Origin of the sequence: Tabrizicola sp. (assembly GCF_041911175.1) — a bacterium.
In the GTDB taxonomy this organism is placed as follows: domain Bacteria; phylum Pseudomonadota; class Alphaproteobacteria; order Rhodobacterales; family Rhodobacteraceae; genus Tabrizicola.
Genome location: NZ_JAYRPN010000083.1, coordinates 1 through 21,914, shown reverse-complemented (window position 1 = coordinate 21,914; position 21,914 = coordinate 1). Strand labels below are relative to the sequence as shown.

At 68.3% G+C, this 21,914-nt stretch carries 17 protein-coding genes; 6 read left to right on the top strand and 11 right to left on the bottom strand.

Translation table 11 applies throughout. The annotated features are described in order from the left end of the window. Nucleotides 1–8 precede the first annotated feature (8 nt). The 3 genes from ACE3P6_RS11775 to rsmA are packed head-to-tail and all read left to right on the top strand — an operon-like array spanning nt 9 to nt 3,046. On the top strand, nt 9–1,211 hold the full coding sequence (locus ACE3P6_RS11775; RefSeq protein ID WP_374395152.1) for a peptidylprolyl isomerase: 1,203 nt from the start codon (nt 9–11) through the stop codon (nt 1,209–1,211). After that, the gene (pdxA, locus tag ACE3P6_RS11770) at nt 1,208–2,164 is read left to right on the top strand and encodes a 4-hydroxythreonine-4-phosphate dehydrogenase PdxA (RefSeq protein WP_374395149.1); all 957 of its coding nucleotides are present in this window, start codon (nt 1,208–1,210) and stop codon (nt 2,162–2,164) included. The genes ACE3P6_RS11775 and pdxA overlap by 4 nt, the downstream gene beginning before the upstream one ends. Nucleotides 2,165–2,200: 36 nt before the next feature. After that, nucleotides 2,201–3,046 carry a 16S rRNA (adenine(1518)-N(6)/adenine(1519)-N(6))-dimethyltransferase RsmA gene (rsmA, locus tag ACE3P6_RS11765; protein WP_374395147.1) on the top strand — a complete coding sequence of 282 codons (846 nt, stop codon included), beginning with the start codon at nt 2,201–2,203 and terminating at the stop codon, nt 3,044–3,046. Here rsmA and ACE3P6_RS11760 read toward each other — a convergent pair. The 4 genes from ACE3P6_RS11760 to ACE3P6_RS11745 form a co-directional block, all read right to left on the bottom strand. Then, nucleotides 3,033–3,914 (bottom strand): phosphotransferase, encoded by an 882-nt coding sequence (locus ACE3P6_RS11760; RefSeq protein WP_374395145.1) that lies wholly within the window; start codon nt 3,912–3,914, stop codon nt 3,033–3,035. The two genes, rsmA and ACE3P6_RS11760, sit on opposite strands and share 14 nt — an antisense overlap. 109 nt (nt 3,915–4,023) lie before the next feature. Next, the gene (locus ACE3P6_RS11755) at nt 4,024–8,022 is read right to left on the bottom strand and encodes a PAS domain-containing protein (RefSeq protein ID WP_374395142.1); all 3,999 of its coding nucleotides are present in this window, start codon (nt 8,020–8,022) and stop codon (nt 4,024–4,026) included. Nucleotides 8,023–8,132: 110 nt separating this feature from the next. Beyond that, nucleotides 8,133–8,492 (bottom strand): DUF1304 domain-containing protein, encoded by a 360-nt coding sequence (locus tag ACE3P6_RS11750; RefSeq protein WP_374395140.1) that lies wholly within the window; start codon nt 8,490–8,492, stop codon nt 8,133–8,135. Next, a complete protein-coding gene (locus ACE3P6_RS11745; RefSeq protein WP_374395137.1) occupies nt 8,489–9,655 on the bottom strand; it encodes a M20 aminoacylase family protein in 1,167 nt (388 codons plus the stop codon). The genes ACE3P6_RS11750 and ACE3P6_RS11745 overlap by 4 nt, the downstream gene beginning before the upstream one ends. A 214-nt stretch (nt 9,656–9,869) precedes the next feature. Between ACE3P6_RS11745 and ACE3P6_RS11740 the strand changes: the two genes are divergently transcribed. Continuing rightward, on the top strand, nt 9,870–10,001 hold the full coding sequence (locus ACE3P6_RS11740) for a hypothetical protein (RefSeq protein ID WP_374373163.1): 132 nt from the start codon (nt 9,870–9,872) through the stop codon (nt 9,999–10,001). Here ACE3P6_RS11740 and mfd read toward each other — a convergent pair. Together mfd and ACE3P6_RS11730 are read right to left on the bottom strand one after the other, a co-directional pair. Next, nucleotides 9,998–13,444 carry a transcription-repair coupling factor gene (mfd, locus tag ACE3P6_RS11735; RefSeq protein ID WP_374395134.1) on the bottom strand — a complete coding sequence of 1,149 codons (3,447 nt, stop codon included), beginning with the start codon at nt 13,442–13,444 and terminating at the stop codon, nt 9,998–10,000. The genes ACE3P6_RS11740 and mfd overlap by 4 nt on opposite strands. A 16-nt stretch (nt 13,445–13,460) precedes the next feature. Further along, a complete protein-coding gene (locus ACE3P6_RS11730) occupies nt 13,461–13,985 on the bottom strand; it encodes a component of SufBCD complex (RefSeq protein WP_374395131.1) in 525 nt (174 codons plus the stop codon). Nucleotides 13,986–14,106: 121 nt separating this feature from the next. On the opposite strand from ACE3P6_RS11730, the gene hemB reads away from it, so the two are divergent. Further along, nucleotides 14,107–15,105, top strand: coding sequence for a porphobilinogen synthase (gene hemB, locus ACE3P6_RS11725; protein WP_374395128.1), 999 nt, complete (start codon nt 14,107–14,109; stop codon nt 15,103–15,105). A gap of 88 nt (nt 15,106–15,193) precedes the next feature. On the opposite strand, the gene ACE3P6_RS11720 is transcribed toward hemB, so the two are convergent. The 4 genes from ACE3P6_RS11720 to guaB form a co-directional block, all read right to left on the bottom strand. Continuing rightward, nucleotides 15,194–16,660 (bottom strand): ATP-binding protein, encoded by a 1,467-nt coding sequence (locus tag ACE3P6_RS11720; protein WP_374395125.1) that lies wholly within the window; start codon nt 16,658–16,660, stop codon nt 15,194–15,196. 4 nt (nt 16,661–16,664) lie between these two features. Then, nucleotides 16,665–17,237: a hypothetical protein gene (locus tag ACE3P6_RS11715; protein ID WP_374395122.1), complete on the bottom strand. Its 573-nt coding sequence runs from the start codon at nt 17,235–17,237 to the stop codon at nt 16,665–16,667. Nucleotides 17,238–17,339: 102 nt separating this feature from the next. Beyond that, complete coding sequence (locus ACE3P6_RS11710) at nt 17,340–18,485, bottom strand: RsmB/NOP family class I SAM-dependent RNA methyltransferase (RefSeq protein WP_374395120.1); 1,146 nt, start codon at nt 18,483–18,485, stop codon at nt 17,340–17,342. 21 nt (nt 18,486–18,506) lie between these two features. Further along, entirely contained in the window at nt 18,507–19,955 is a 1,449-nt protein-coding gene (gene guaB / locus ACE3P6_RS11705) for an IMP dehydrogenase (RefSeq protein WP_374395118.1), read from the bottom strand. 133 nt (nt 19,956–20,088) lie between these two features. Between guaB and ACE3P6_RS11700 the strand changes: the two genes are divergently transcribed. Then, nucleotides 20,089–20,784: a type 1 glutamine amidotransferase gene (locus tag ACE3P6_RS11700; RefSeq protein WP_374395116.1), complete on the top strand. Its 696-nt coding sequence runs from the start codon at nt 20,089–20,091 to the stop codon at nt 20,782–20,784. 78 nt (nt 20,785–20,862) lie between these two features. Here ACE3P6_RS11700 and ACE3P6_RS11695 read toward each other — a convergent pair whose 3' ends face one another. Beyond that, entirely contained in the window at nt 20,863–21,867 is a 1,005-nt protein-coding gene (locus ACE3P6_RS11695) for a tellurium resistance protein (protein ID WP_374395114.1), read from the bottom strand. Nucleotides 21,868–21,914: the final 47 nt, after the last annotated feature.

Here is a 21,914-nt window from a genome sequence, read left to right as displayed (position 1 = left end):
CGGAAACGATGCGATTTTCGGTTCTGAAACGGCAGGCGGCGGCGGTTCTGGTCAGCTTGGCGCTGGCGGCGCCGGTGTTGGCGCAGGACATGTTCGCGCCACGGGTCTATGTCAACGACCGGGCGATCACCAACTACGAGGTCGACCAGCGGGCGCTGTTCCTGAAGGTGCTGCGCGCGCCCGGCAACCCCAAGGAAGAGGCGCTGAAGGCGCTGATCGAGGATCGCCTGCGCCAGACCGAGGCCGAGCGGCTGGGGATCAAGCTGGTCGAGAAGGACCTGACGGCAGGCCTGACCGAATTCGCCAGCCGGGCGAACCTGACCCCCGAAGAGTTCACGGCCGAGCTGGGCAAGGCCGGGATCGCGCCGGAAACCTTCCGCGATTTCGTCGCGGCGGGGGTGCTGTGGCGCCAGGTGGTGCGGGCCAGGTTCCTGGGCCAGGTGCCGATCAGCGAGGCCGACATCGACAAGGCGCTGGAAGCGGCGACGCGGCCCAGGGCGCTGCAGGTGCTGGTGAGCGAGTTGGTGATCCCGGCGCCCGAAGGCCAGGAAGAGGCCGCGATGGCAAAGGCGCAGGACCTGTCCGAAACGCTGTCCGGCGAAGGCGCCTTTGCGGCGGCGGCGCGCAAGTATTCGGCCTCCTCGACGGCGGGTGCTGGGGGGCGGCTCGACTGGCTGCCGCTGGCGAACCTGCCTCCGGCCATCGGCCAGAAGGTGCTGGCGCTTGACCCCGGCGAGGTGTCGGATCCGGTTTCCGTTCCGGGCGCGGTGGTGCTGTTCCTGCTGCGTGACGTGGCCACGGACAAGACCGCCGAGCCGATCTCGGTTTCGGTCGACTGGGTGGAATTCCTGGTTCCCGACGATGCGGCGGAAATTGCCCGGCTGCGCGCCAGGGCCGACGATTGCTCCTTGCTGATGGGCGAGGCCAAGGGTCTGCCCGAGGATCGGATGACACACCACACCGCCGGGATGGCAGAAGTGCCCGGCGACGTGGCGCTGGAACTGGCGAAACTGGACCCGAACGAGATTTCGGTCGCGCTGACCCGGGGCGGCTACCGGCGGATGCTGATGCTCTGCGGGCGCTCGCCGGTGCTGGAGCCGATGCCGACCCGCGACCAGGTGCGCGAGCAGGTGATCAACCAGAAGCTTGAAGGCATGGCCGAGGGCTATATGGAAGAACTGCGGTCCGCCGCGATCATCCGCGAGCCGTGAGCGCGCCTGTCCTTCTGACCTGCGGCGACCCGGCCGGCATCGGCCCCGAGATCGCGGCCAAGGCCTGGGCGGCGGGCGAGCGTTTCGTCTGGGTCGGCGATCCGCGGCATCTGCCGGTCGGTGCTGTCTGGCGCGAGGTGGCCGAGGGCGAAGGTCCGGGCGACGGGGCGCTGGCGGTGCTGCGGCAGGACTTCGCTGCCCCTGCCCCGCCCGGACAGCCTGTTGCGGCCAATGCGGCGGGCGTGGTCGCGGCGATCACCCGCGCGGTGCGGCTGGTCCAATCAGGCAAGGCCAGCGCGGTCTGCACGGCGCCGATCAACAAGAAGGCGCTGAAGGACGGGGCGGGTTTCGCCTTTCCCGGCCATACCGAGTTCCTGGCGCATCTGGCGGGGGTCGGGCGGGTGGTGATGATGCTCGCCTGCCCCGGCCTGCGGGTGGTCCCGGCGACGATCCATATTGCGCTGGCCGAGGTGCCGGGGACGCTGACCGAGGCGCTTTTGGAAGCGACGATCCGCATCACCCGCGCCGGGCTGATCCGGGATTTCGGCATTGCCGCGCCCCGGATTGCAGTGGCGGGGCTGAACCCGCATGCGGGCGAAGGCGGGGCGATGGGCTGGGAGGAGGAACGGATGATGAAGCCGCTTCTCGCTCGGCTGAAGGCGGAAGGGCTGGCGGTGACCGGCCCCTGGCCTGCGGATACGATGTTCCATGCGGGCGCGCGGGCGGGCTATGACGTGGCGGTCTGTGCCTATCACGACCAGGCGCTGATCCCGATCAAGACCATCGACTTTGCGGGCGGGGTGAACGTGACCTTGGGCCTGCCCTTCGTGCGGACCTCGCCCGATCACGGCACGGCCTATGACATCGCAGGCAAGGGCGTGGCGGACCCGTCGAGCCTGATCGCGGCGCTGCGGATGGCGCGCGAGATGGTGGCGGCGCGCGGGTGGAAGTAGAAAAATTTTCGCGAAAATTTTTCGGGAAAGGATCGCATGGGCACGATAGACGGGCTGCCGCCACTGCGCGAGGTGATCCGGGCGCATGAGCTGGTGGCGAAAAAGCAGCTGGGGCAGAACTTCCTGCTGGACCTGAACCTGACCGCCAAGATCGCGCGGGCGGCGGGGGATCTGTCCGGCTGCGATGTGCTGGAGGTGGGGCCGGGGCCGGGCGGCCTGACGCGGGGGCTCTTGGCCGAAGGCGCGCGGCGGGTGGTGGCGGTGGAGAAGGACGCGCGCGCCCTGCCCGCTTTGGCCGAGATCGCGGCGGCCTGTCCGGGGCGGCTGGAGGTTCTGCACGGCGACGCGCTGGAGCTGGACCTGGCCGCGCATCTGGCGGCGCCCTTCAAGATCGTGGCGAACCTGCCCTACAACGTCGGGACCGAGCTCTTGATCCGCTGGCTGACGCCCGAAGCCTGGCCGCCGCTCTGGTCCAGCCTGACGCTGATGTTCCAGAAGGAGGTGGCCGAGCGGATCGTCGCGAAGCCCCGGACGGGACACTACGGTCGGCTTGCGCTTCTGGCGCAGTATCGCTGCGAGGCGAAGATCGTGATGACCCTGCCGCCCGAGGCCTTCACCCCGGCGCCCAAGGTGCATTCGGCGGTGGTGCAGCTGACCGCGCTTCCCGCTCCGCGCTACCCTTGCGACTTCAGGACCTTGCAGCGCATCACCGCGATGGCCTTCAACCAGCGCCGCAAGATGCTGCGCGCGAGCCTCAAGGGCCTGCGCCCGGATATCGAGGCGGTGCTGCAGTCGGTCGGCATCCCGCCCACCGCGCGCGCCGAGGAGATCGGGCTGGAAGGCTTCTGCGCCCTGGCCCGCGCGGTGGCTAACCCAGGCTGACGGCCAGCGCGCGGCGGTAGGTGTCGAGGTATTCCGCCGTATAGGCCTTGTAGTCGAAGTCGAGCTGGGAATGGATTTCCTGCACCATCGACCACATCGCCTCACGCAGGGCCGCCGCCGCCTTCATCGCGCGGTAGCGGCTCCAGAGCGCGGCATCGGGGGCCGTGCCGAAATAGGCGCCGAGCATCCAGCTCTCCTGCGCCGCATCGAGCCCGACATTCGCGGCCAACCCGCCGAGATCGAAGAGCGGCGAACCCCAGCCGGCATAATCCCAGTCGATCAGCCACATCCGCGTGCCGTCGTGCAGGAAGTTGCCGGGGAGAAGGTCGTTGTGGCCGAAGACCATCTCGATCCGTCCGACCGCGCGTTCCAGCCCCGCGGCTTCGTCCAGGATGGCCTGCAGGCCCGGACGGTGGCGGGACTTGCCCTCTTCCAGGGTCGCGGCATAGTCGCGGATCACCTGGAAGACCCAGAAGGTCAGCGCGGGCCCGCGCAGGTGGCGGGGGATGTCCCGGTGGGCATGCATCACCAGCGCCAGCGCCTGTTCCAGCATGTCCTGCTCGCGCAGGTCGGCGGCGGTCATCGTGCGGCCCTCGACGAAGTCGATCACCAGTGCGCCCGGTTCGTGGTGGATGACACCGGGCGACACGCCTGCGGCATGGGCGGCGCGGCTGGCGGCGAGTTCGTTGAACCGCATGATCTGATGCACCGGAATGTCGTCGCCGATCCGCACCACGGCGCGGCGACGTTCGTCGGTCACCAGCACGTTGAGATTGGTGATGCCACCGCCAAGCGGGCGTGCCGTGGCCTTGCCCTGCCAGATCGGTAGCGCCAACGCGCGCGCCGTGGGATCCAGGCGTTCGACCATGTTCCCCCCTTTCGGGCGACGATTGCCGCCACGCGCGCAACAATGCGGGCAAGCCACTGGCCTGTCAAAGGCGTTTTCGGCTGGGGCCCTGCCACGGCCGACGCGCGCGTCAGGCCTGTGCAGAGCGGTCGAGACACTGCCAGAGTGCCTGCCCCAGCATCTCCATGCGGATCGGCTTGGCGACAACCGCGGTGAAGCCGCGGCCGAGGTATTCCTCGACCTGGTGAGTCATCACGTTGGCGGTGACGGCGACGGCGCGCGGGGGCGGACGGTGCAGCGACGCGGCAAGCCCCGACAGCGCCTCCAGAGTCTGCACGCCATCCATCCCCGGCATGGCAATATCGAGCAGAACCGCGTCGAACCGCTCGGAACGGTAGCGGTCAAGCGCCGCCTCGCCGTCGGCGACGATCACGGTTTCCACGCCAAGCGCCTGCAGCATGCTGTGCAGGATGATGCGGTTGGTGGCGTTGTCCTCGGCAGCGAGAACCCGCATCGCGGGCAGCCGGGCCGGGGCCGCGCCGTCTTCGACCACGGACCGGCGGGCCAGCACCGGGATCATCAGCTCGGCCCTGGCGGTGACGCCCTCGCCTTGGACCGAGGTGAGCGTGACATCGCCCCGCATCAGCCGCGCCAGGCGACGCACGATCGGCAGGCCGAGCCCGGTCCCGACATGGCTGCGCCGCGAGCCGCCCATGCCTTGCGTGAACTCCTCGAAGGCCAGCGCGATTTCGGGTGGGGACATGCCGATGCCCGTGTCGCGCACGGTGACCAGGATACGGTCGAGGGCGGTACAGTCGATTTCGACAGCGACGCTGCCCTGGTCGGTGAACTTCACCGCGTTGCCGACCAGGTTGTGCAGGATCTGGATCAGGCGCATCTCATCGCCATACCGCAACTCGTTCGGGCCGCAGCCGTGGCAGCGGGTGATGAGACGGACCCCCTTGTCGCTGGCCGCCACCTGGTGGAGCGAGGCGATTCGGGCCAGGATTTCGGGCAGGCGGATCGGGCCGGGGGCCAGGACCATGCGACCGGCCTCGATCTTGGCAAGATCGAGGATGTCATTGATCACGCTCAGGAGATGCTCACCCGAGTCGCGGATGACGCGCACCATCGCCTGTTCGGCCGGATCGGAGAGACGTCGCGCCAGCACGGTTGCCATGCCGAGGACCCCGTTCAGGGGGGTGCGGATCTCGTGGCTCATCGCGGCGAGGAAATCCGACTTGGCGCGGTTGGCGGTTTCGGCTGCAGTCATCGCCATGCGCAGGCGGGCTTCGTTCTGGACCTCGTCGGTGATGTCGGTGAAGGTGCAGACGACGGCAAGGTCGATGCCAGGAGCGGACAGCCGGGCAGAGGTGACGGCGACGGCGCGGCGTTCGCCGGTCGGCCAGTAGATTTCGTGGCGCAGGGCGTGCATGCCCGGCTCTCCGGCCAGGGCGCGGGCAACCGGCAGGGCCTCGGCGGCGACGCGGTTGCCCTGAAGGTCGGAGACATCGGCGGCGCCGAGAAGTGCGGTCAGGCTGTCGCCCGCCGCGACGTGGCGGCCAAGCACCCGTTCGGCGGCGGCATTCGCGAAGACGACGCCGCCGCGCTCGTCGACCACGACGATGCCCGAGACCGAGGATTCCATCACCCGGGCCAGGGTGTCGCGTTCTCGGGCGAGCGCCGATTCAAGCGCCTTGGCGGCGGAGATGTCGAGGTTGATGCCGCTGGTCTTGACCGGGCGGCCCGCCTCGTCCCAGGCAGCGACCTGCGCCCGGGTCAGCACCCAGACCCAGTGCCCGTCGCGGTGACGCAGGCGGACTTCCTGCTCGACCTGCCACTGGCCGGATTCGAAGGCCTCCCGCTCGTGGGCGATGAGGGCTTTCGCGTCGTCAGGGTGCAGGAGGCCCAGCCAGCGGTCAAGCGGCATCGGGCTCAGCTCGACGGCGCGGTAGCCCAGGATCTCGGCCCAGCGGTCGCTGACCAGGGTGATCCCGGTCAGCATGTCATGTTCCCAGGTGCCGACCTTGGTGCCGTCGATCACCTGGCCCAGCCGCGCCTCGGCCTCGGCCTGGACCGACACGTCGAGCGTGATCCCCGAGATGCGGCGCGGGCTGCCGTCGGCCCAGCGAAGCGCGACATGGCCGCGGGTCATCAGCCAGACCCATTTCCCCGACTTGTGGCGCATCCGGCAGCGCAGGCCGAATTCCTCGCCACCCTGCAGGAAAAGCTTGAGCTGGGCTTCCAGGACGGCCATGCGGTCCTCGGGGTGGACAAGGTCGATCAGCCCGTCCAGCCGGGGCGAGACCCCGAAGCCGAGCATGGTTTCCCAGCAGTCGTTGATCGTGCTGAAACCATGTTCGGAATCCCAGTCCCAGACGGCGATCTCGCCGCCCTCGACCACCTGTTGCAGGCGCCGGTCGGCAAGGCGGCGGGCAGTGACGTCTTCGTAAAGGCCCACCGTCTCGCGCGAGGGGGTGGCGCGTTCGCGGACCCAGATCAGCCGACCATCGGCCAGCGCGTCCTCGTTGTCCCAGACCTCGGTCAGGGGACGGTCGAGGCGGCGCTGGAGGTTCGCGTCGTCGCGTTCGCCTTCCGCGCCGAAGACGCCCTGCGCGATCGCGGCACGCAAGAGGTCGTCGTAGAGCGCGCCTTCGCGGATCTGGTCGGCGATCTGGGCGAAGACGCGGATGTAGGGCGCGTTCCACAAAACCAGCCGGTCCTCGGCGTCGAAGACGGCGAACCCGTCGTCCAGCGCCTCGATCGCGGCCAGGAAGCGGGCCTTGGTCGCCTCCAGCCGATCGCTTTCGACCTTGAGCGCGGCCTCCTTGGCGCGGATGTCGGCAATGTTCTCGATCAGCGACCAGACAAGGCGGCGGCCATTGGGGTCGATGCTCATGAAACAGCGGACGACGGCCGGGAAATCCCGGCCGTCCCTGGCGCGGAACTGCGCCTCGACCGGCCCGTAGGACTGTTCCTGGTTCAGGGCGGCAACGACACCCTCGATCAGCCAGGAGCCGTCGGTGGGCAGGACCTGCTGGACCGTCAGGTTGACGCCGACCTGGGGATCAAGGCCGAACAGGTCCTTGAATGCCCGGTTGCCATCCATGATCTCGCCGGTGTCGAAATCGACGAGCAGGATCGGATGCGGGCACATCTCGAAGAAGGCGGTGAACTGGCCCTCGCGATACGAGGTCATCTCGCTGGAGCGGTCGGACGCGGCGATGTCGCGGATCACCGCGATGAGATTGGCGTCCCGGCCTTCGCAGCCGGGGGCAAGCCGGGCGACGGAAACCTCGTAGCGCTGCGGGGCGACCAGGGTCGGCAGCCCGACCCGCCGGGTCAGCGCTGCATGGCCCGAGGGGGGCGCGGCCACCAGATCGGCCAGGACGGCGGCAAGCGGCTTTGGCAGGATGTCCCCGGCGGGGCGGCCGATCCCGCTACGGACAAGGCCGGAAAGCCAGGGCAGCTTGTCGGAGTGGCAGGCGATGATCGCGCCTGAGGGCGAAAGTTCGATCACCAGGTCCGGCAGGGCGTCGAGCGTGGCCTGCAGGTGGCTCCGCGAAGCGGCTTCGGCCCGGGCGGCCTCGACCCGCATGAGGACCGATGAAATCGCCCGCCCGATCGAGGTCAGCAGGAACACGGCATCCTGCGCCCAGTGCCGGTCGCGGCGGCCACAGTCGAAGCCGATCACGCCCACCAGCCGGTCGGCGTCGCAAAGCGGCACCATCAGCGTGGAATGGACCCCGATCTCGGTCAGGAAACGCCGCTCTGGCGAGCCGGGGGGCAACGAATCGCGGTCATGCACGGCGACGATGCGGCCGGCGATGAAAGCCTCGTGCCAGGCTGGTCGCATGACCGGGGCTTCGGCCTGCATCGCGGGCTTCAGGGCCGCGACGCCCGGCGCCACCCATTCATGCGTGTTGCGGTACCCCGATTGCGGCGCGTAGCGGAAAAGGAAGGTCCGGTCGAAGCCGTAGGTCTGGCCGACCGTTTCCAGCACCGCCTCGATCTCGCTGTCGATGGTTTCGAACGTGACGTCGAGCAGGCGGTTCATAAGCTCGACCACGCGGAATTCGGCCCGCGCAGGTTGTGCAGTCACAGTGTCGGGCTGACCTGCGTGTCCCATCGATCCCCTGCATTTTCAACGGGATTATCCGCGAGAAGTGCCCGTCCCGCAAGCGGGCATGTCCGGCGCGCGCGTTCAACCGGCGCGACAGCCCGGGGACGGTGACGCCGTCAGAAACCGACCAGCACCGCCACCAGCGCCAGCGCGGCCGGAAGCGCCTGGACGTAGAGGATGCGCCGCGCCGCCGTTGCCGCACCGTAGAGACCGGCGACGATCACGCAGGCCAGGATGAAGCTGGCAAGGTCGACCCCCGCGCCCGGAATGCCCCGGATCAGCGCCAGGATCAGCCCCGCCGCGAGGAAGCCGTTGTAGAGCCCCTGGTTCGCCGCCAGCACCCTGGTATTGGCGGCGAACTCCGGCGACACCCCGAAGATGCGGCGGACCTGCGGGGTTTCCCACAGGACCATCTCCATCACCAGGATCGCGAGGTGGATCAGCGCCACCAGCGCGACCAGCGCCGCCCCGATCATGCGGCGGGCATCCGGGTTTCGGCCATCTCGGCATACCAGCTGGAGCCGAAGGGGATCGCGCTGTCGTCGAAGTTGTAGGCGGGGTGATGCACCATCGCGGTATCGCCGTTGCCCATGAAGATATAGGCGCCGGGGCGTTCGTTCAGCATGAAGCTGAAATCCTCGGCCCCCATCAGAGGCGGGGTGTCGGTGTCGACAAACCCTGAAACCTTGCGCGCGACCTCGGCGGCGAAATCGGTGTTCTCGGGCGTGTTGATCGTCACCGGATAGCCGCGCTGGTAGCTCACCTCGGCCCGCGCGCCCAAGGCCAGCGCGGTGCCCTCGACGATCTGGGCGATGCGCGCCTCGACGAAGTCCTGCACCGCGTGGTCCATCGTGCGGACGGTGCCCTTCATCTTCACCACCTGGGGAATGACGTTGTGCGCGGTGGAGTCGGTTTCCACCGTGCAGACGCTGACCACGATCTGCTTCAGCGGGTCGACGTTGCGGCTGGCGATGGTTTGCAGCGCGACGATGATATGCGCGCTGACGACCGTGGTATCGACGCAGTCATGCGGCTTGGCGGCATGGCCGCCCTTCCCGGTCACCACGATCTCGAACTGGTCGGCCGCCGCCATCATCGCGCCGGGGCGGATGGCGAAATGGCCGACCGGGATGCCGGGCATGTTGTGCATGCCGTAGACCTCCTGCACGCCCCAACGCGCGAGCATCCCGTCCTTCACCATCTCGCGGCCTCCGCCGCCGCCCTCCTCGGCGGGCTGGAAGATGCAGACCACGGTGCCGTCGAAATTCCGCGTCTCGGCCAGGTATTTCGCCGCGCCCAAGAGCATGGCGGTATGACCGTCATGGCCACAGGCATGCATCTTGCCGGGGGTCTGCGAGGCATAGGGCACGCCGGTCTGTTCGATGATCGGCAGCGCGTCCATGTCGGCGCGGAGCCCGATCACCCGGCCCTTGTTGTCGCTGCGCCCCTTGATCACCGCGACGACGCCCGTGCGGCCGATGCCTTCCACCACCTCGTCGCAACCGAAGGACCGGCAGAGATCGGCCACCTTGCCGGCAGTGCGGTGGACGTCGAACAAAAGCTCGGGGTGCTGGTGGAAATCCCGGCGCCAGGCGGTGATTTCGGGCAGAAGCTCGGCGAAACGGTTCTTGACGGGCATGGGGTCTCTCCTTTGCCGTCAGGGTGGACCTGTTGCCGGGAAACGGCAAGCCCCCGGGACAGGGTCGGGAAAACCGGAATGTGATCAAAGACCTGTTGCCGATGTCGCACGTTTTCGCCATATCGTCGCAAAATCGACATGAACCCGGCTTGTTGCGGCCCAAGGCCCGCGCAATATGGGGAAAAGGCGAAAAGCCAGGAAACGGAGCAGACGGATGGCCACGCAACCCAGCAAACCGCAGCAAGGCGGCAGCTCGACCCCCAGCCCGCAGCAGCAGGGCCAGCAGTCGGGCGGGTCGACCCAGCAGCAGGGTCAGCCGATCTTCAAGGACTGGGCCTCGATCTAGGGCCGTTTCCCGGCCTTCACGACTTCGGCCAGATCGCGGGCGATGTTGAACGCGCCCTTGATCCGGTCGGCTTCCGACTTCATCTCGCCTTGCAGAACGATCCTGGTACCCTGCACCTTGGCGGCGGGACCCTGCGCCTTCAGGAAATCCACCAGGCCGGCGGGATTGGCGAACTTGTCGTTGTGGAACTGGATCGTCGCGCCTTTCGGCCCGGCATCCAGCCTGGAAATCCCCGCCCGCTTGCACATCGCCTTGATGCGGACGATCAGCATCAGGGTGTTGACCTCTTTCGGCAGCGGCCCGAAACGGTCGATCAGCTCGGCGGCGAACCCTTCCAGCTCCACCTTCGTCGTCAGGCTGGACAGGCGGCGGTAGAGACCAAGGCGGATGTCGAGATCGGGGATGTAGCTTTCCGGGATCATGACCGGCACGCCCAGGTTCAGTTGCGGCGACCAGTCGTCGTCGATGGCGGACAGGCCCTGCAACTCGCCGGATTTGATCCTGGCGATCGTCTCTTCCAGCATGTGCTGGTACAGCTCGTAGCCCACTTCCCTGATATGACCCGACTGTTCCTCGCCCAGAAGGTTGCCCGCCCCGCGCAGGTCGAGGTCGTGGCTGGCAAGGTTGAACCCGGCGCCAAGGCTGTCGAGGCTGCCGAGGAGCCGCAGCCGTTTCACCGCCTGCGGCGTCAGCGGCGCGCGGGGCTTCGTCGTGAGGTAGCAGTAAGCGCGGGTCTTCGACCGCCCCACCCGGCCCCGGATCTGATACAGCTGGCTGAGGCCGAACATATCCGCCCGGTGGACAATCATCGTGTTGGCCGTGGGAATATCCAAGCCGCTTTCAACAATAGACGTCGCCAGCAGCACGTCGTACTTGCCGTCGTAGAACTGGTTCATCCGGTCGTCCAGATCGCCCGCCGCCAGTTGCCCATGCGCGATGACGTACTTGGCTTCGGGGACATGGGTCTTCAGGAAATCCTCGATATCGGGCAGGTCGGCGATGCGGGGGACGACAAAGAAGCTCTGCCCGCCGCGATAGCGTTCGCGCAGGATCGCCTCGCGGAGCGTGATCGTGTCGAATTCGGAAACATAAGTGCGGATCGCCAGCCGGTCGACCGGGGGCGTCGCGATGATCGACAGGTCGCGCACGCCGGTCAGGCTGAGCTGCAAGGTCCGCGGGATCGGCGTCGCGGTCAGGGTCAGCACATGCACTTCCGAGCGCATTTCCTTCAGCCGTTCCTTGTGCGTCACGCCGAAATGCTGCTCTTCGTCGATGATGAGCAGGCCCAGCTTCTTGAAGCTGATCCCCTTGGCCAGCAGCGCATGGGTCCCGACCACGATGTCCACCGACCCGTCCGCCATCGCCGCCCGGGTGGCATTTGCGTCCTTGGTGGAAACAAAGCGCGACAGGGGCCGCACGGAAATCGGGAAGCCCCGGAAACGTTCCGCGAAGCTGCGATAATGCTGCCGGGCCAGAAGTGTCGTCGGGCAGATCACCGCCACCTGCATCCCGGACAGCGCCGCGACGAAGGCTGCGCGCATCGCCACCTCGGTCTTGCCGAAGCCCACATCGCCGACCACCAGCCGGTCCATCGGGCTGCCCTTTTCCAGGTCGGCGACCACATCGGCAATCGCTGACAACTGGTCGTCGGTTTCCTGATAGGGGAAGCGCGCCGCGAAAGCCTCCCAGATCGAATGCGGCGCCTCCAGGATCGGCGCATGGCGCAGGGCCCGTTCGGCCGCGACCCGCATCAGCCGGTCGGCGATCTCCTTGATCCGTTCCTTGAGCTTGGCTTTCTTCGCCTGCCAGGCCCCGCCGCCCAGACGGTCGAGCAGGCCCTCTTCATGGCCATAGCGGCTGAGAAGCTCGATATTCTCGACCGGCAGGTAAAGCTTTGCATTCTCGGCATATTCCAGCATGACGCAGGCATGTGGCGCGCCAAGTGCGGTGATCGTCTCGATCCCGAGATAGCGCCCGACGCCATGCTCGACATGCACCACCAGATCGCCGGGCGACAGCGTATCGACCTCGCGCAGGAAGTTGTCGGCCTTGCGCTTGCGGCGTGGCTTGGCCGTAAGCCGTTCGCCCAGCACATCCTGTTCGGAGATCACCGCAAGCCCGGGCGCGACGAACCCCGCCTCCAGCGGCCAGACGACAAGGAAAAGCCCGCCCTTGCCTTCCGGCACCGCGCGGAAGTCGGCGATCTCGCGCGCGCCGGTCAGGCCGTTGTCGGCGAGAAGTCCCTTCAACCGCTCCCGCGCGCCTTCGGACCACGAGGCGATGACCACCTGCCCCGCCTTCGCCAAGACTTGAACATGCTCCGCCAAGGCGCCGAAAAGATTGATCTTCTCCTGCTGTCGCTCGGGCGCGAAGTTCCGTCCCGCCCGCGCGCCCGCGTCCAGCACCCCCGGCCCCGGACTTTGCGGCAGGGGCGACAGTTGCACCACGCGGCTCGCGGCCAACGCCGCTTCCCAGGCGGCATCGTCCAGATACAGCTCCTCGGCCGGGACCGGCTTGTAGACCGTATCGATCCGCCCCTTCGCCCCCATCGCCTCATGGCGGGCATCGTAACTGTCCTCGATGCCCTCCCACCGGGCCAGCCGGGCCGGGGTCACCTGGTCATCCAGCACCACCGAGGCACCGGGCAGGTAGTCGAAGAGGGTCTCCAGCCGCTCATGGAAGAAGGGCAGCCAATGCTCCATCCCCTGATGCTTCCGCCCTGCGCTCACCGCTTCGTAGAGCGGATCGTCCGTTCCCGCCGCACCAAAGGCGATGCGGTAGTTCTGCCGGAACCGCGCGATTGCCGCCTCGTCGAGGATCACCTCGGAAACAGCGGAAAAGTCTACGCTTTTCAGCTTTTCCGTGGTCCGTTGCGTCTCCGCATCGAAGCGTCGCGCCCCGTCCAGCACGTCGCCGAAGAAATCCAGCCGGATCGGCCCCCCCGGCCCCGGCGGGTAGATGTCGACGATCCCGCCGCGCAGGGCGAAATCCCCCGGCTCGGCGACAGTGGAGACCGGCGTGAACCCCATCCGCGCGAGGAACCCTTTGAGCCGCGTCTCGTCCACCCGATTGCCGACCGTGGCGCGGAACGACGCGGCCCGCACCACCGCCCGCACCGGCACCTTCTGCACCGCCGCGTTCAGCGTGGTCAGCAGCACGAACGGCCCCGACAACCCATCGGCCAGTGCCGACAGCGTCGCCATCCGCCGCGCCGAGATCTCGGGGTTCGGGCTCACGCGGTCGTAAGGCAGGCAGTCCCAGGCCGGAAAGTCCAGCACCGCGACTTCGGGTGCCATAACCGCCAGCGCCGCGCGCATCGCCTCGGCCCGCTTGTCGTCGCGGGCGACATGCACGACCGGCTGGCCCCGCGAAAGCTCGCGGACCAGGATCCGGGCGTCGAAGCCTTCGGGCGCCCCGCCCATCAAGATGCGTTCGGCAGTCATGGGTCCGGAGAATCCGTCAGTTCAGGATGGAAACGCTGATGTTCTGCCAGGTTCCGTAAAAGGCGGTCACGGTGATCGACAGCATGCCGATCACCTGCACGATCCGGCGATGGACGGTCAGGCGACGGTAGAGCGCATCGCCCGTGCCGCCCTCGGCCATGATCCGGCGGCTGGACCGGACGCTGACCCAGACGACCAGCATCATCGGCGCGAACAGCAACACGACCGCCTGTGCGAATTCGATGTCATACCAGAAGCCCAGAACCAGAAGCGAAGTCAGCCAGAAGGCCGCGAGCCCCACCATGAGCCAGGCCCCGCTGTCGACGACATGGAGGAGCCGGTTGATGTTGATCCGCACCAGATCTTCCACGTCGGTCTGCGCCTGCCCGCCCTCGCGCCGGGCGCGCTGGATCATGTCATGCGGCACGCCCAGCACCCAGTGGCTGACCGAGGACCAGAGCGTCGCCAGCGCGATCCAGTACCAGAGGTTCGAAAACGATCTCAGGTCGATCACTTCCAGCGCCGAATCGATCACATCCACCTTGCGCGGTCTCCTACGGGTGTGGCAGCGGACCAAGATGACTTGAGGCCGCCCCCTTTCGATGGCAGACAGAAGCCGAAGCCGCAAGTCCCTGCTTTTGCGGGGCGGAAGGAGCCAGCCGATGCAGCCCACGCAAGCCCCCTACCCGACCACCCGCTTCCGCCGGTTGCGCCGCACGCCTGCCCTGCGCGCGCTGGTGCAGGAAAACACCCTGACCACGGGCGACCTGATCTGGCCGGTCTTCCTCTGCGACGGGGTGAACCAGCGCCAGCCGGTTGCCTCGATGCCGGGGGTGGAACGGCTGTCTCTGGACCTGATCCCGGCGGCGGCAGCCGAGGCGCGGGATCTGGGTATCCCGGCGATCTGCCTTTTTCCCAATACCGATCCCGCGCTGAAGACCGCCGATTGCCGCGAGGCCTGGAACCCGGAGAACCTGACCAACCGGGCGATCCGGGCGATCAAGGCCCGGGTGCCGGACATTGCGGTGATGACCGATGTGGCGCTCGACCCCTACAACGCGCATGGCCATGACGGGCTGGTGGTGGACGGGGTGATCCTGAACGACGAGACGGTGGAAGCGCTGGCGAAGATGGCGCTGGCGCAGGCCGAAGCGGGGGCGGATATCCTCGGGCCGTCGGACATGATGGACGGCCGGATCGGCGCGATGCGGGCCGCGCTGGAGGCGGCGGGCCACAAGGACGTGGCGATCCTGAGCTATGCCGCGAAATATGCCAGCGCCTTCTACGGACCCTTCCGCGATGCGGTGGGGGCGGCGGGTGCGCTGAAAGGCGACAAGAAGACCTACCAGATGAACCCGGCCAACAGCGACGAGGCGATCCGGCTGGTCGCCCGCGACCTCGCGGAAGGCGCCGACATGGTGATGGTGAAGCCGGGGATGCCTTACCTGGACATCTGCCACCGGGTGAAAGAGGCCTTCGGAGCGCCGACCTTCGCCTACCAGGTCTCGGGCGAATACGCGATGATCCAGGCGGCGGCGCGGAACGGTTGGATCGACGGCGAGAAGGCGATGGTCGAAAGCCTGATGGCGTTCAAGCGGGCGGGCTGCGACGGAATCCTGACCTATTTCGCACCGGCGGTGGCAAGGCTTCTGCGCGGTTGAAGCGCAACGGTTCCAGCAAGACCCAAATTCCTTAAGCAAGGAATTTGTCAAATTTCTTGCTTAAGAAATTTGGCCCCTTGGCGCGCCGTCAGCTCAACAGCCCCTGCACCGTATTGGTCAGGTCGTTCAGCGAGAAGGGTTTCGGCAGGAAGACCGAATTCGGCACCCTTGCCTGATCCTCGGCCAAGCCGTCCTCGGCATAGCCCGACATGAAGACCACCTTGACCCCCGGTCTTTCCAGATGCGCGCGCCGCACCCAGGCCGGACCGTCCATGCCCGGCATCACCACGTCGGTGACGAACAGGTCGACATGCAGCGAGCGGTCCTCCAGCTTCGCCAGCGCCTCCTCGGCATTGGCCGCCTCCAGCACGGTGTAGCCGCGCAAGCTCAGCGCCCGGCTGGCGAAGGCGCGGACCGAGGCCTCGTCCTCGACCAGGAGGATCACCCCCTCGCCCTGCTTTGCCGCCACCCGCCGCACCTCGGCCACCGGGGCCTGGTCCGGGCCCTCGAAGACCGGGAAATACAGCGAGAAGGTCGTCCCCTGCCCCACCACCGAATCGACGAAGATGAAGCCGCCGGACTGCTTGACGATGCCGTAAGCCATCGACAGGCCCAGCCCGGTGCCCTCGCCCACCCGCTTCGTCGTGAAGAAGGGCTCGAAGATCTGGCGCTGCTGGTGGTCGGGGATGCCCACGCCGTGGTCCACCACCCGGATCACCGTGTAGTCGCCCGCGGGCACCGTCGCCCGGTCGCGCTGCAGGTCTTCGGCCAGCGTCACCGGCTCGGTCTCGATGCGGATGTCCCCGCCCTCGGGCATGGCGTCGCGGGCGTTCACGACGAGGTTGATCAGCACCTGCTCGACCTGCCGCTTGTCGGCCCGGATCCGCCCCAGCGGCCGCCCTGCCACCCGGCCCATCGGGGCAAGCACCAGGTCGACCTTTTCGACCATCAGCCGGTTCAGCAGATGGGTCAGGTCGCCCAGCACGTCCTCAAGATCCAGAACCTCGGGGTTCAAGGTCTGCTTGCGTGAGAAGGCCAGAAGCTGCCCCACCAGCGAGGCCGCCCGGTTCGCGTTCTGCCGGATCTGCTCCAGATCGGCGAAATCGCTGTCCTCGCGCCCGTGGCGCAGGAGCAGGAGGTCGCAATGGCCGGAAATGGCGGTCAGCAGGTTGTTGAAATCATGCGCGATTCCGCCCGCCAACTGGCCGATCGCCTGCATCTTCTGGCTTTGCGCGAACTGCGCCTCCATCGTCTTCAGCCGGGTCGCGTCGTTCAGGATCGCCAAGGCGCCCGGACGCCCGCCCTCGACATGGCGGCGCAGCGTGATCTGCAGGAAGCGCTCTTCCTCGCCGCGGACCCGCAGCACCTCGGACCCGCCGGGATGGCGGCCCGCCACCACATCGGCCAGCCATTCCGAGACCGGGCGCCCCAGCCCCTCGAAGAGATCGTGGAACATCGCGGCGCGAATGTCGCCCTTCCACATCAGCTCGCGCGCGGCATGGTTGGCGATCCGCATCACCCCGTCCGGCCCGAAGGTCATGATCGCGACGGGCACCTCCTCAAGATCCGAGCCGACGGCGACGGCGGTCGGTCGGTCGGTCGGACAGAACCACGCTGTCCTTCGGCAGGGCCATCTCGTCGGCACGCCAGAAATACTCCTCCGGACTTGCCCGATGCACGGTCAGCCGCAAGACCGAGGCATGGCCCGGAACATCCTCGCGCGCGGCGCCGTCGGCATCAGCAGCCCCCTGCAGCCGCAGGAGCAGTTCCGCCGGATGCAGCATGTGGCGGCCAAGCGCGTCGTGCAGCGTGCGAACCTCGGTTCCGAACCGCGCCTCGGCAGCGAGGTTGCGCAGGATCACATGGCCTGCCGCATCGGTCATGAAACAGGCCGCCGGATCGTCCGCCATCAGCCGGAAGGCAAGATTTCCTGCCGCCTCGCTGCGGTGTCGGGCGAGATGTGCGCGAGCCGCAAGCGCCAGCGCAAGCAGCACCAGCACGATCCCGACGAAGGCAGGCAATGGCCCGCTTTCGCGCAGAAGGACCGCCCAGATCGCAATCAGGCCCAGCCCCGCCGCCGCAAGTGCCAGGAGGCCATCCCGCCCGCCGCGATCCACGTCCACCCGACCCAATACGGCTCTCCCGGCCCTGCCTGTGCACCTGCGACCATGCGCGCAAGCGGTTAATCAGAGATTAACGGCGTCCGGCGGCACGTCCAGGTTGATCTCTTGAAATCAGTCTCGCTGCAGGATTGCAAGATAGAAGCCATCGCCGTCCTGAAGCGGTGTCAGCCGCAGTTCGGATTGCAGCGACCAGCCAGGGTGGCGGGCCAGGAAGGACCGGGCCTGATCGCCGTTCTCGCGGTTCAGAAGCGAGCAGGTCGCATAGGCCAGAACGCCGCCCGCAGGCAGCATCAGCGCAACCCGGTCGAGGATCGCGGCCTGTATTTTCTCAATATCGGAAAGGGTTTCCGGCGTGATCTTCCACTTCCCCTCCGGGTCGCGCCGCCAGCTTCCCGACCCTGAACAGGGCGCATCGACCAGCACCAGATCATAGGGCGCGGTGGCTTCCGGCGTGTCGGTCAGTGCGACCTTCACCCCCGCGCGCTTCGCCCGGTCCGGCAGGTCGGCCATGCGCCGGGGACTGGCGTCATGGGCAAAAAGCCGCAGCTTCGCCCTTGCCGCCATCGCCAGCGTCTTGCCGCCCCCGCCCGCACAATGATCGAGCACCGCCATCCCGTCAGCCAGCGGCAGCGCCTCGACCACCGCCTGCGAGGAGGCGTCCTGCAACTCGACCAGGCCGCCCAGATAGGCCTGCGATGCCTGCACCTTCCGCGCGTTCCCGACCACTTCCAGCGCCGTCGCCGCCAGGGGATGCGGGCGGGCCTCGATCCCCTCTGCGGCCAGCGCCGCCACCGCATCCGACACCTTGCCACGGCGCAGGTTCACCCGCAGGAATACCGGTGCCCGCAGGCGCAGCGCGGCGGCGACCGGCTCCAGATCGGCACCGAGGCTTGCCCGCAGGTCCGGCAGCAGCCAGCCCGGCAGGTCGAGCGCCTCTTCCGCCGAGGGCGCGTGCCCCGCCTCCTCCGGCCCCGGCCTTGCGGGCGCATGGCCCTCGCCCGAGAACAGCGCCTCCTGCCCCGCCGCACGGCAGAGGCCCAGCACCAGACCGCGCCCCGTCAACCCGCCCCCGCGCGCTGCCGCCGAGTGGCGCTGGCGCAGCGCATCGAACACCAGGTCGCGCACCGCCACCCGGTCGCCCGACCCGGCAAAGCGGCTGGCGCGGCCCCAGTTGGTCAGCGCCTTCTCGGCGGGCTCTCCCGCCAGGACCCGGTCGAGGACGGCAATCGCCGCAGCGCATCTGGCCGAAGGTGTCATCGCCTCACCGCCCCGGCCCGGTCAGCCGATCCGGTAGTTCGGGCTTTCCCGGGTGATCTGCACGTCATGGACATGGCTTTCCTTCAGCCCCGCGCCGGTGATCCGCACGAACTGGCACTCCGTCCGCATCTTCGCCACCGTCGCGCAGCCCGTGTAGCCCATCGCCGCGCGCAGGCCGCCGACCATCTGGTGGATCACCGCCGCCGCCGAGCCCTTGTAGGGCACCTGCCCCTCGATCCCTTCCGGCACCAGCTTGTCCGACGCCGCGTCCTTCTGGAAATATCGGTCCGCCGAGCCGCGCGCCATCGCGCCAAGGCTGCCCATCCCGCGATAGGCCTTGAACGACCGCCCCTGCCACAGGATCACCTCGCCGGGGCTCTCATCCGTCCCGGCAATGGCACTGCCCACCATCGCGCAGGAGGCCCCCGCCGCAATGGCCTTGGCGAAATCGCCGGAATACTTGATCCCGCCATCGGCGATCACCGGCACATCCCCCGCCGCGCGGGCCGAATCCATGATCGCCGTCAGCTGCGGCACGCCCACCCCCGCGACGATCCGCGTGGTGCAGATCGACCCCGGTCCGATCCCCACCTTCACCGCATCCGCGCCTGCCCCGATCAGCGCGCGGGTCGCCTCGCCGGTGGCCACGTTTCCGGCAACCACCTGCACCCGGTTCGACAGCTTCTTGATCCGCTCCACCGCCCGGGCCACGCCTTCCGAATGCCCATGCGCCGTGTCGATCACCACCAGATCCACGCCCGCGTCGATCAGCGCCTGCGACCGCTCGAACCCCGCATCCCCCACCGTGGAGGCCGCCGCCACGCGCAGCCGCCCCAGCTCGTCCTTGCAGGCCTGCGGGTTCAAGACCGACTTCTCGGTGTCCTTCAGCGTGAGGAGGCCCGTCAGCTTCCCCGCCCCGTCCGTCACCAAAAGCTTCTCGATCCGCCGCGCTTTCATCAGGCTGATCGCCTCGGCCCGGTCGACCGGCTCGCGCAATACCGCCAGGTTTTCCGAGGTCATCATCACCCTGACCGGCGTCTTGTCGTCGCTGGCAAAGCGCATGTCGCGGTTGGTCACGATCCCCAGCACCCGGCCCTGCCCGTCCACCACCGGGAAGCCGGTGATCGCATAGCGCTCCATCAGCGCCTTGGCGTCCGCAAGGGTCTGGTCCGGCGTCAGGGTGATCGGCTGGTAGACCACGCCCGATTCAAACCGCTTCACCCGGCTCACTTCCCGCGCCTGCGCCTCCGGGTCGAGGTTCCGGTGGATCACCCCGATCCCCCCGGCCTGCGCCATCGCGATCGCCATCCGGCCTTCGGTCACCGTATCCATCGCCGACGACAAGAGCGGGATGTTCATCCGGATCGCCCTGGTCACGAAGGTCGAGGTGTCCGCATCCGACGGCAGCACGCTCGATGCCGCGGGCACCAGAAGCACGTCATCAAAGGTGAGAGCCTCACGAATCTGCATGGGTGGTCCCTCCGGGAGCAAGCATCGTTTGGCGGTTCCCCATTTCACGCCCCGGAGCCCGGCGCAAGGGCAAATCCGCCCCTTGGCAATGCCCGACCGGCACGGCACTCTCCGCCGGAAATCAGGAGCCCCCATGCGCGTCGCCATCGTCGAGAACACCCGCGTCACCCATCACGGCCAGGTCGGCGTCGCCCTTCACGAAGCCGCCGCGCTGGTCGACATCTGGCGGCCCTGGTCGGGCCAGCCGCTTCCGGCCAGCCCCGATGCCGATGCGCTGGTGGTCTTCGGCGGCGAGCAGTCGGCGCTGGACGACCACACCCATCCCTACCTGCCCGAGCTTGCCCGCCTGATGGCCGCCTATACCGCGCTGGACCGTCCGGTTCTCGGCATCTGCCTCGGCTCGCAGCTCCTGGCCCGTGCCTATGGCGGCGACAACCACCTTGGTATCGCCCCGGAATTCGGCTGGGTCGACGTGAGCCTCACCGAGGCCGGTCGCGCCGACCCGGTGCTAAGCCAGGTGCCGCCGACCTTCCCGATCTTCCAGTGGCACTCGGACACCTTCACCCTGCCGCCGGGGGCCGTTCACCTCGCCCAAAGCCGTGCTGCACAGAACCAGGCCTTCCGCATCGGTCGCGCGACCTATGGCACCCAGTTCCATTTCGAGGCGAGCCGAAGCGTGGTGCAGGACTGGTCCAATACCTTCCCCGAGGTCATCGCGCGCATGCTACCCGGCTGGCCCGAGACCCACCCCGGCCTTGCCGCCACACGCGGGGCCGAGGCCGATGCCCACGGCCTCGCGCTGGCCCGCGCCTGGGTCGGGCTGATCTGACGAGAGATACCCGCCCCGGGCGTGTCCCGGGGCCTCCCGTCCTCGCGAGTGGCCCCGGGTCAAGCCCGGGGCGGGGTCTCAGGCCTCCGCCGCGTTGGTCACCGCCGCCAGCTTGCCCCCTGGCCAGCGCTTCAGCACCCACCACAGGATCGCCGGGATCACCCCCAGCGCCAGCACCGTGACCACGACGCCGGGCCAGAGCCAGACCCCGCCCACGACCAGCAGCGCCATCGCCAGCGCGGCAAGCGGGAAGGTGAAGGCCCCCCACATCGCGGTGACCCCCGCTTCCAGCAGCCAGCGCCCTGCCGCCACCAGCAGGATGGCATAGACCAGCCCCAGCCCCGTGAAGAGGACGGCCAGTTCCGGTCGGGCCAGCAACCCGGCCACCGTGCCGAACAGCGCCGCCGGGGCCAGATGGATCGCCAGCAGGGGCCGCAGCGGTGCGGGCGGCACGGCGCGGGCGAACTGCCGCAGGCTCAAGGCCCAGATCACCAGCGCCGCCGGCAGCGTGGCCCAGAACAGCACCTCGGCCAGCCAACCCCATCCCAGCGCCAGCGCCGGGGCGGCGCCCACAATGAAGCCGACGAAGCTCAGGTGCAGCGTCGGGTTGACCGCCCGCGCCTCGGGCGGCAGGCGCAAAAGCAGGCGGATCAGCAACAGCGCCAGCACCGCATGACCGCCCAGCGACAGCACAAGCAGGACCGCCCCCGTCGCCCCGCCATAGGCCGCCACCAGCCCCGCCGCCGCCATGCCCCCCATCGTCAGCGCCGCCAGCCCCGACCGCCCCGGCAGGACGCGCAGGTCCTCGACCACCACGCCGGGCCGCCGGGCAACCTTCACGCCGTATGCGACTGCGGCAAAGGCCCAGAGCGCCACAGCGACACCCGCCAGCGCATCGCCGGGGCCGGGATCGAGCCCCAGCCGCCCCAGCATCAGCCGCACCGCCCCCGCCAGCCCCAGAAGCCCGAGGATCGACGCACACACCGCCGGAGGGGTCCTGGCAAAGAGCTTCGGCCGCCGGGGCGGAAACTCCGGCGGCGGAAAGCGTTTCGGGCGGGCGGAAATGCGCGGCGGCTGGGTCATGGGTCACTCCTGCCCCCCTGATACCCGCCTTTCGTCCCAAGGCAACT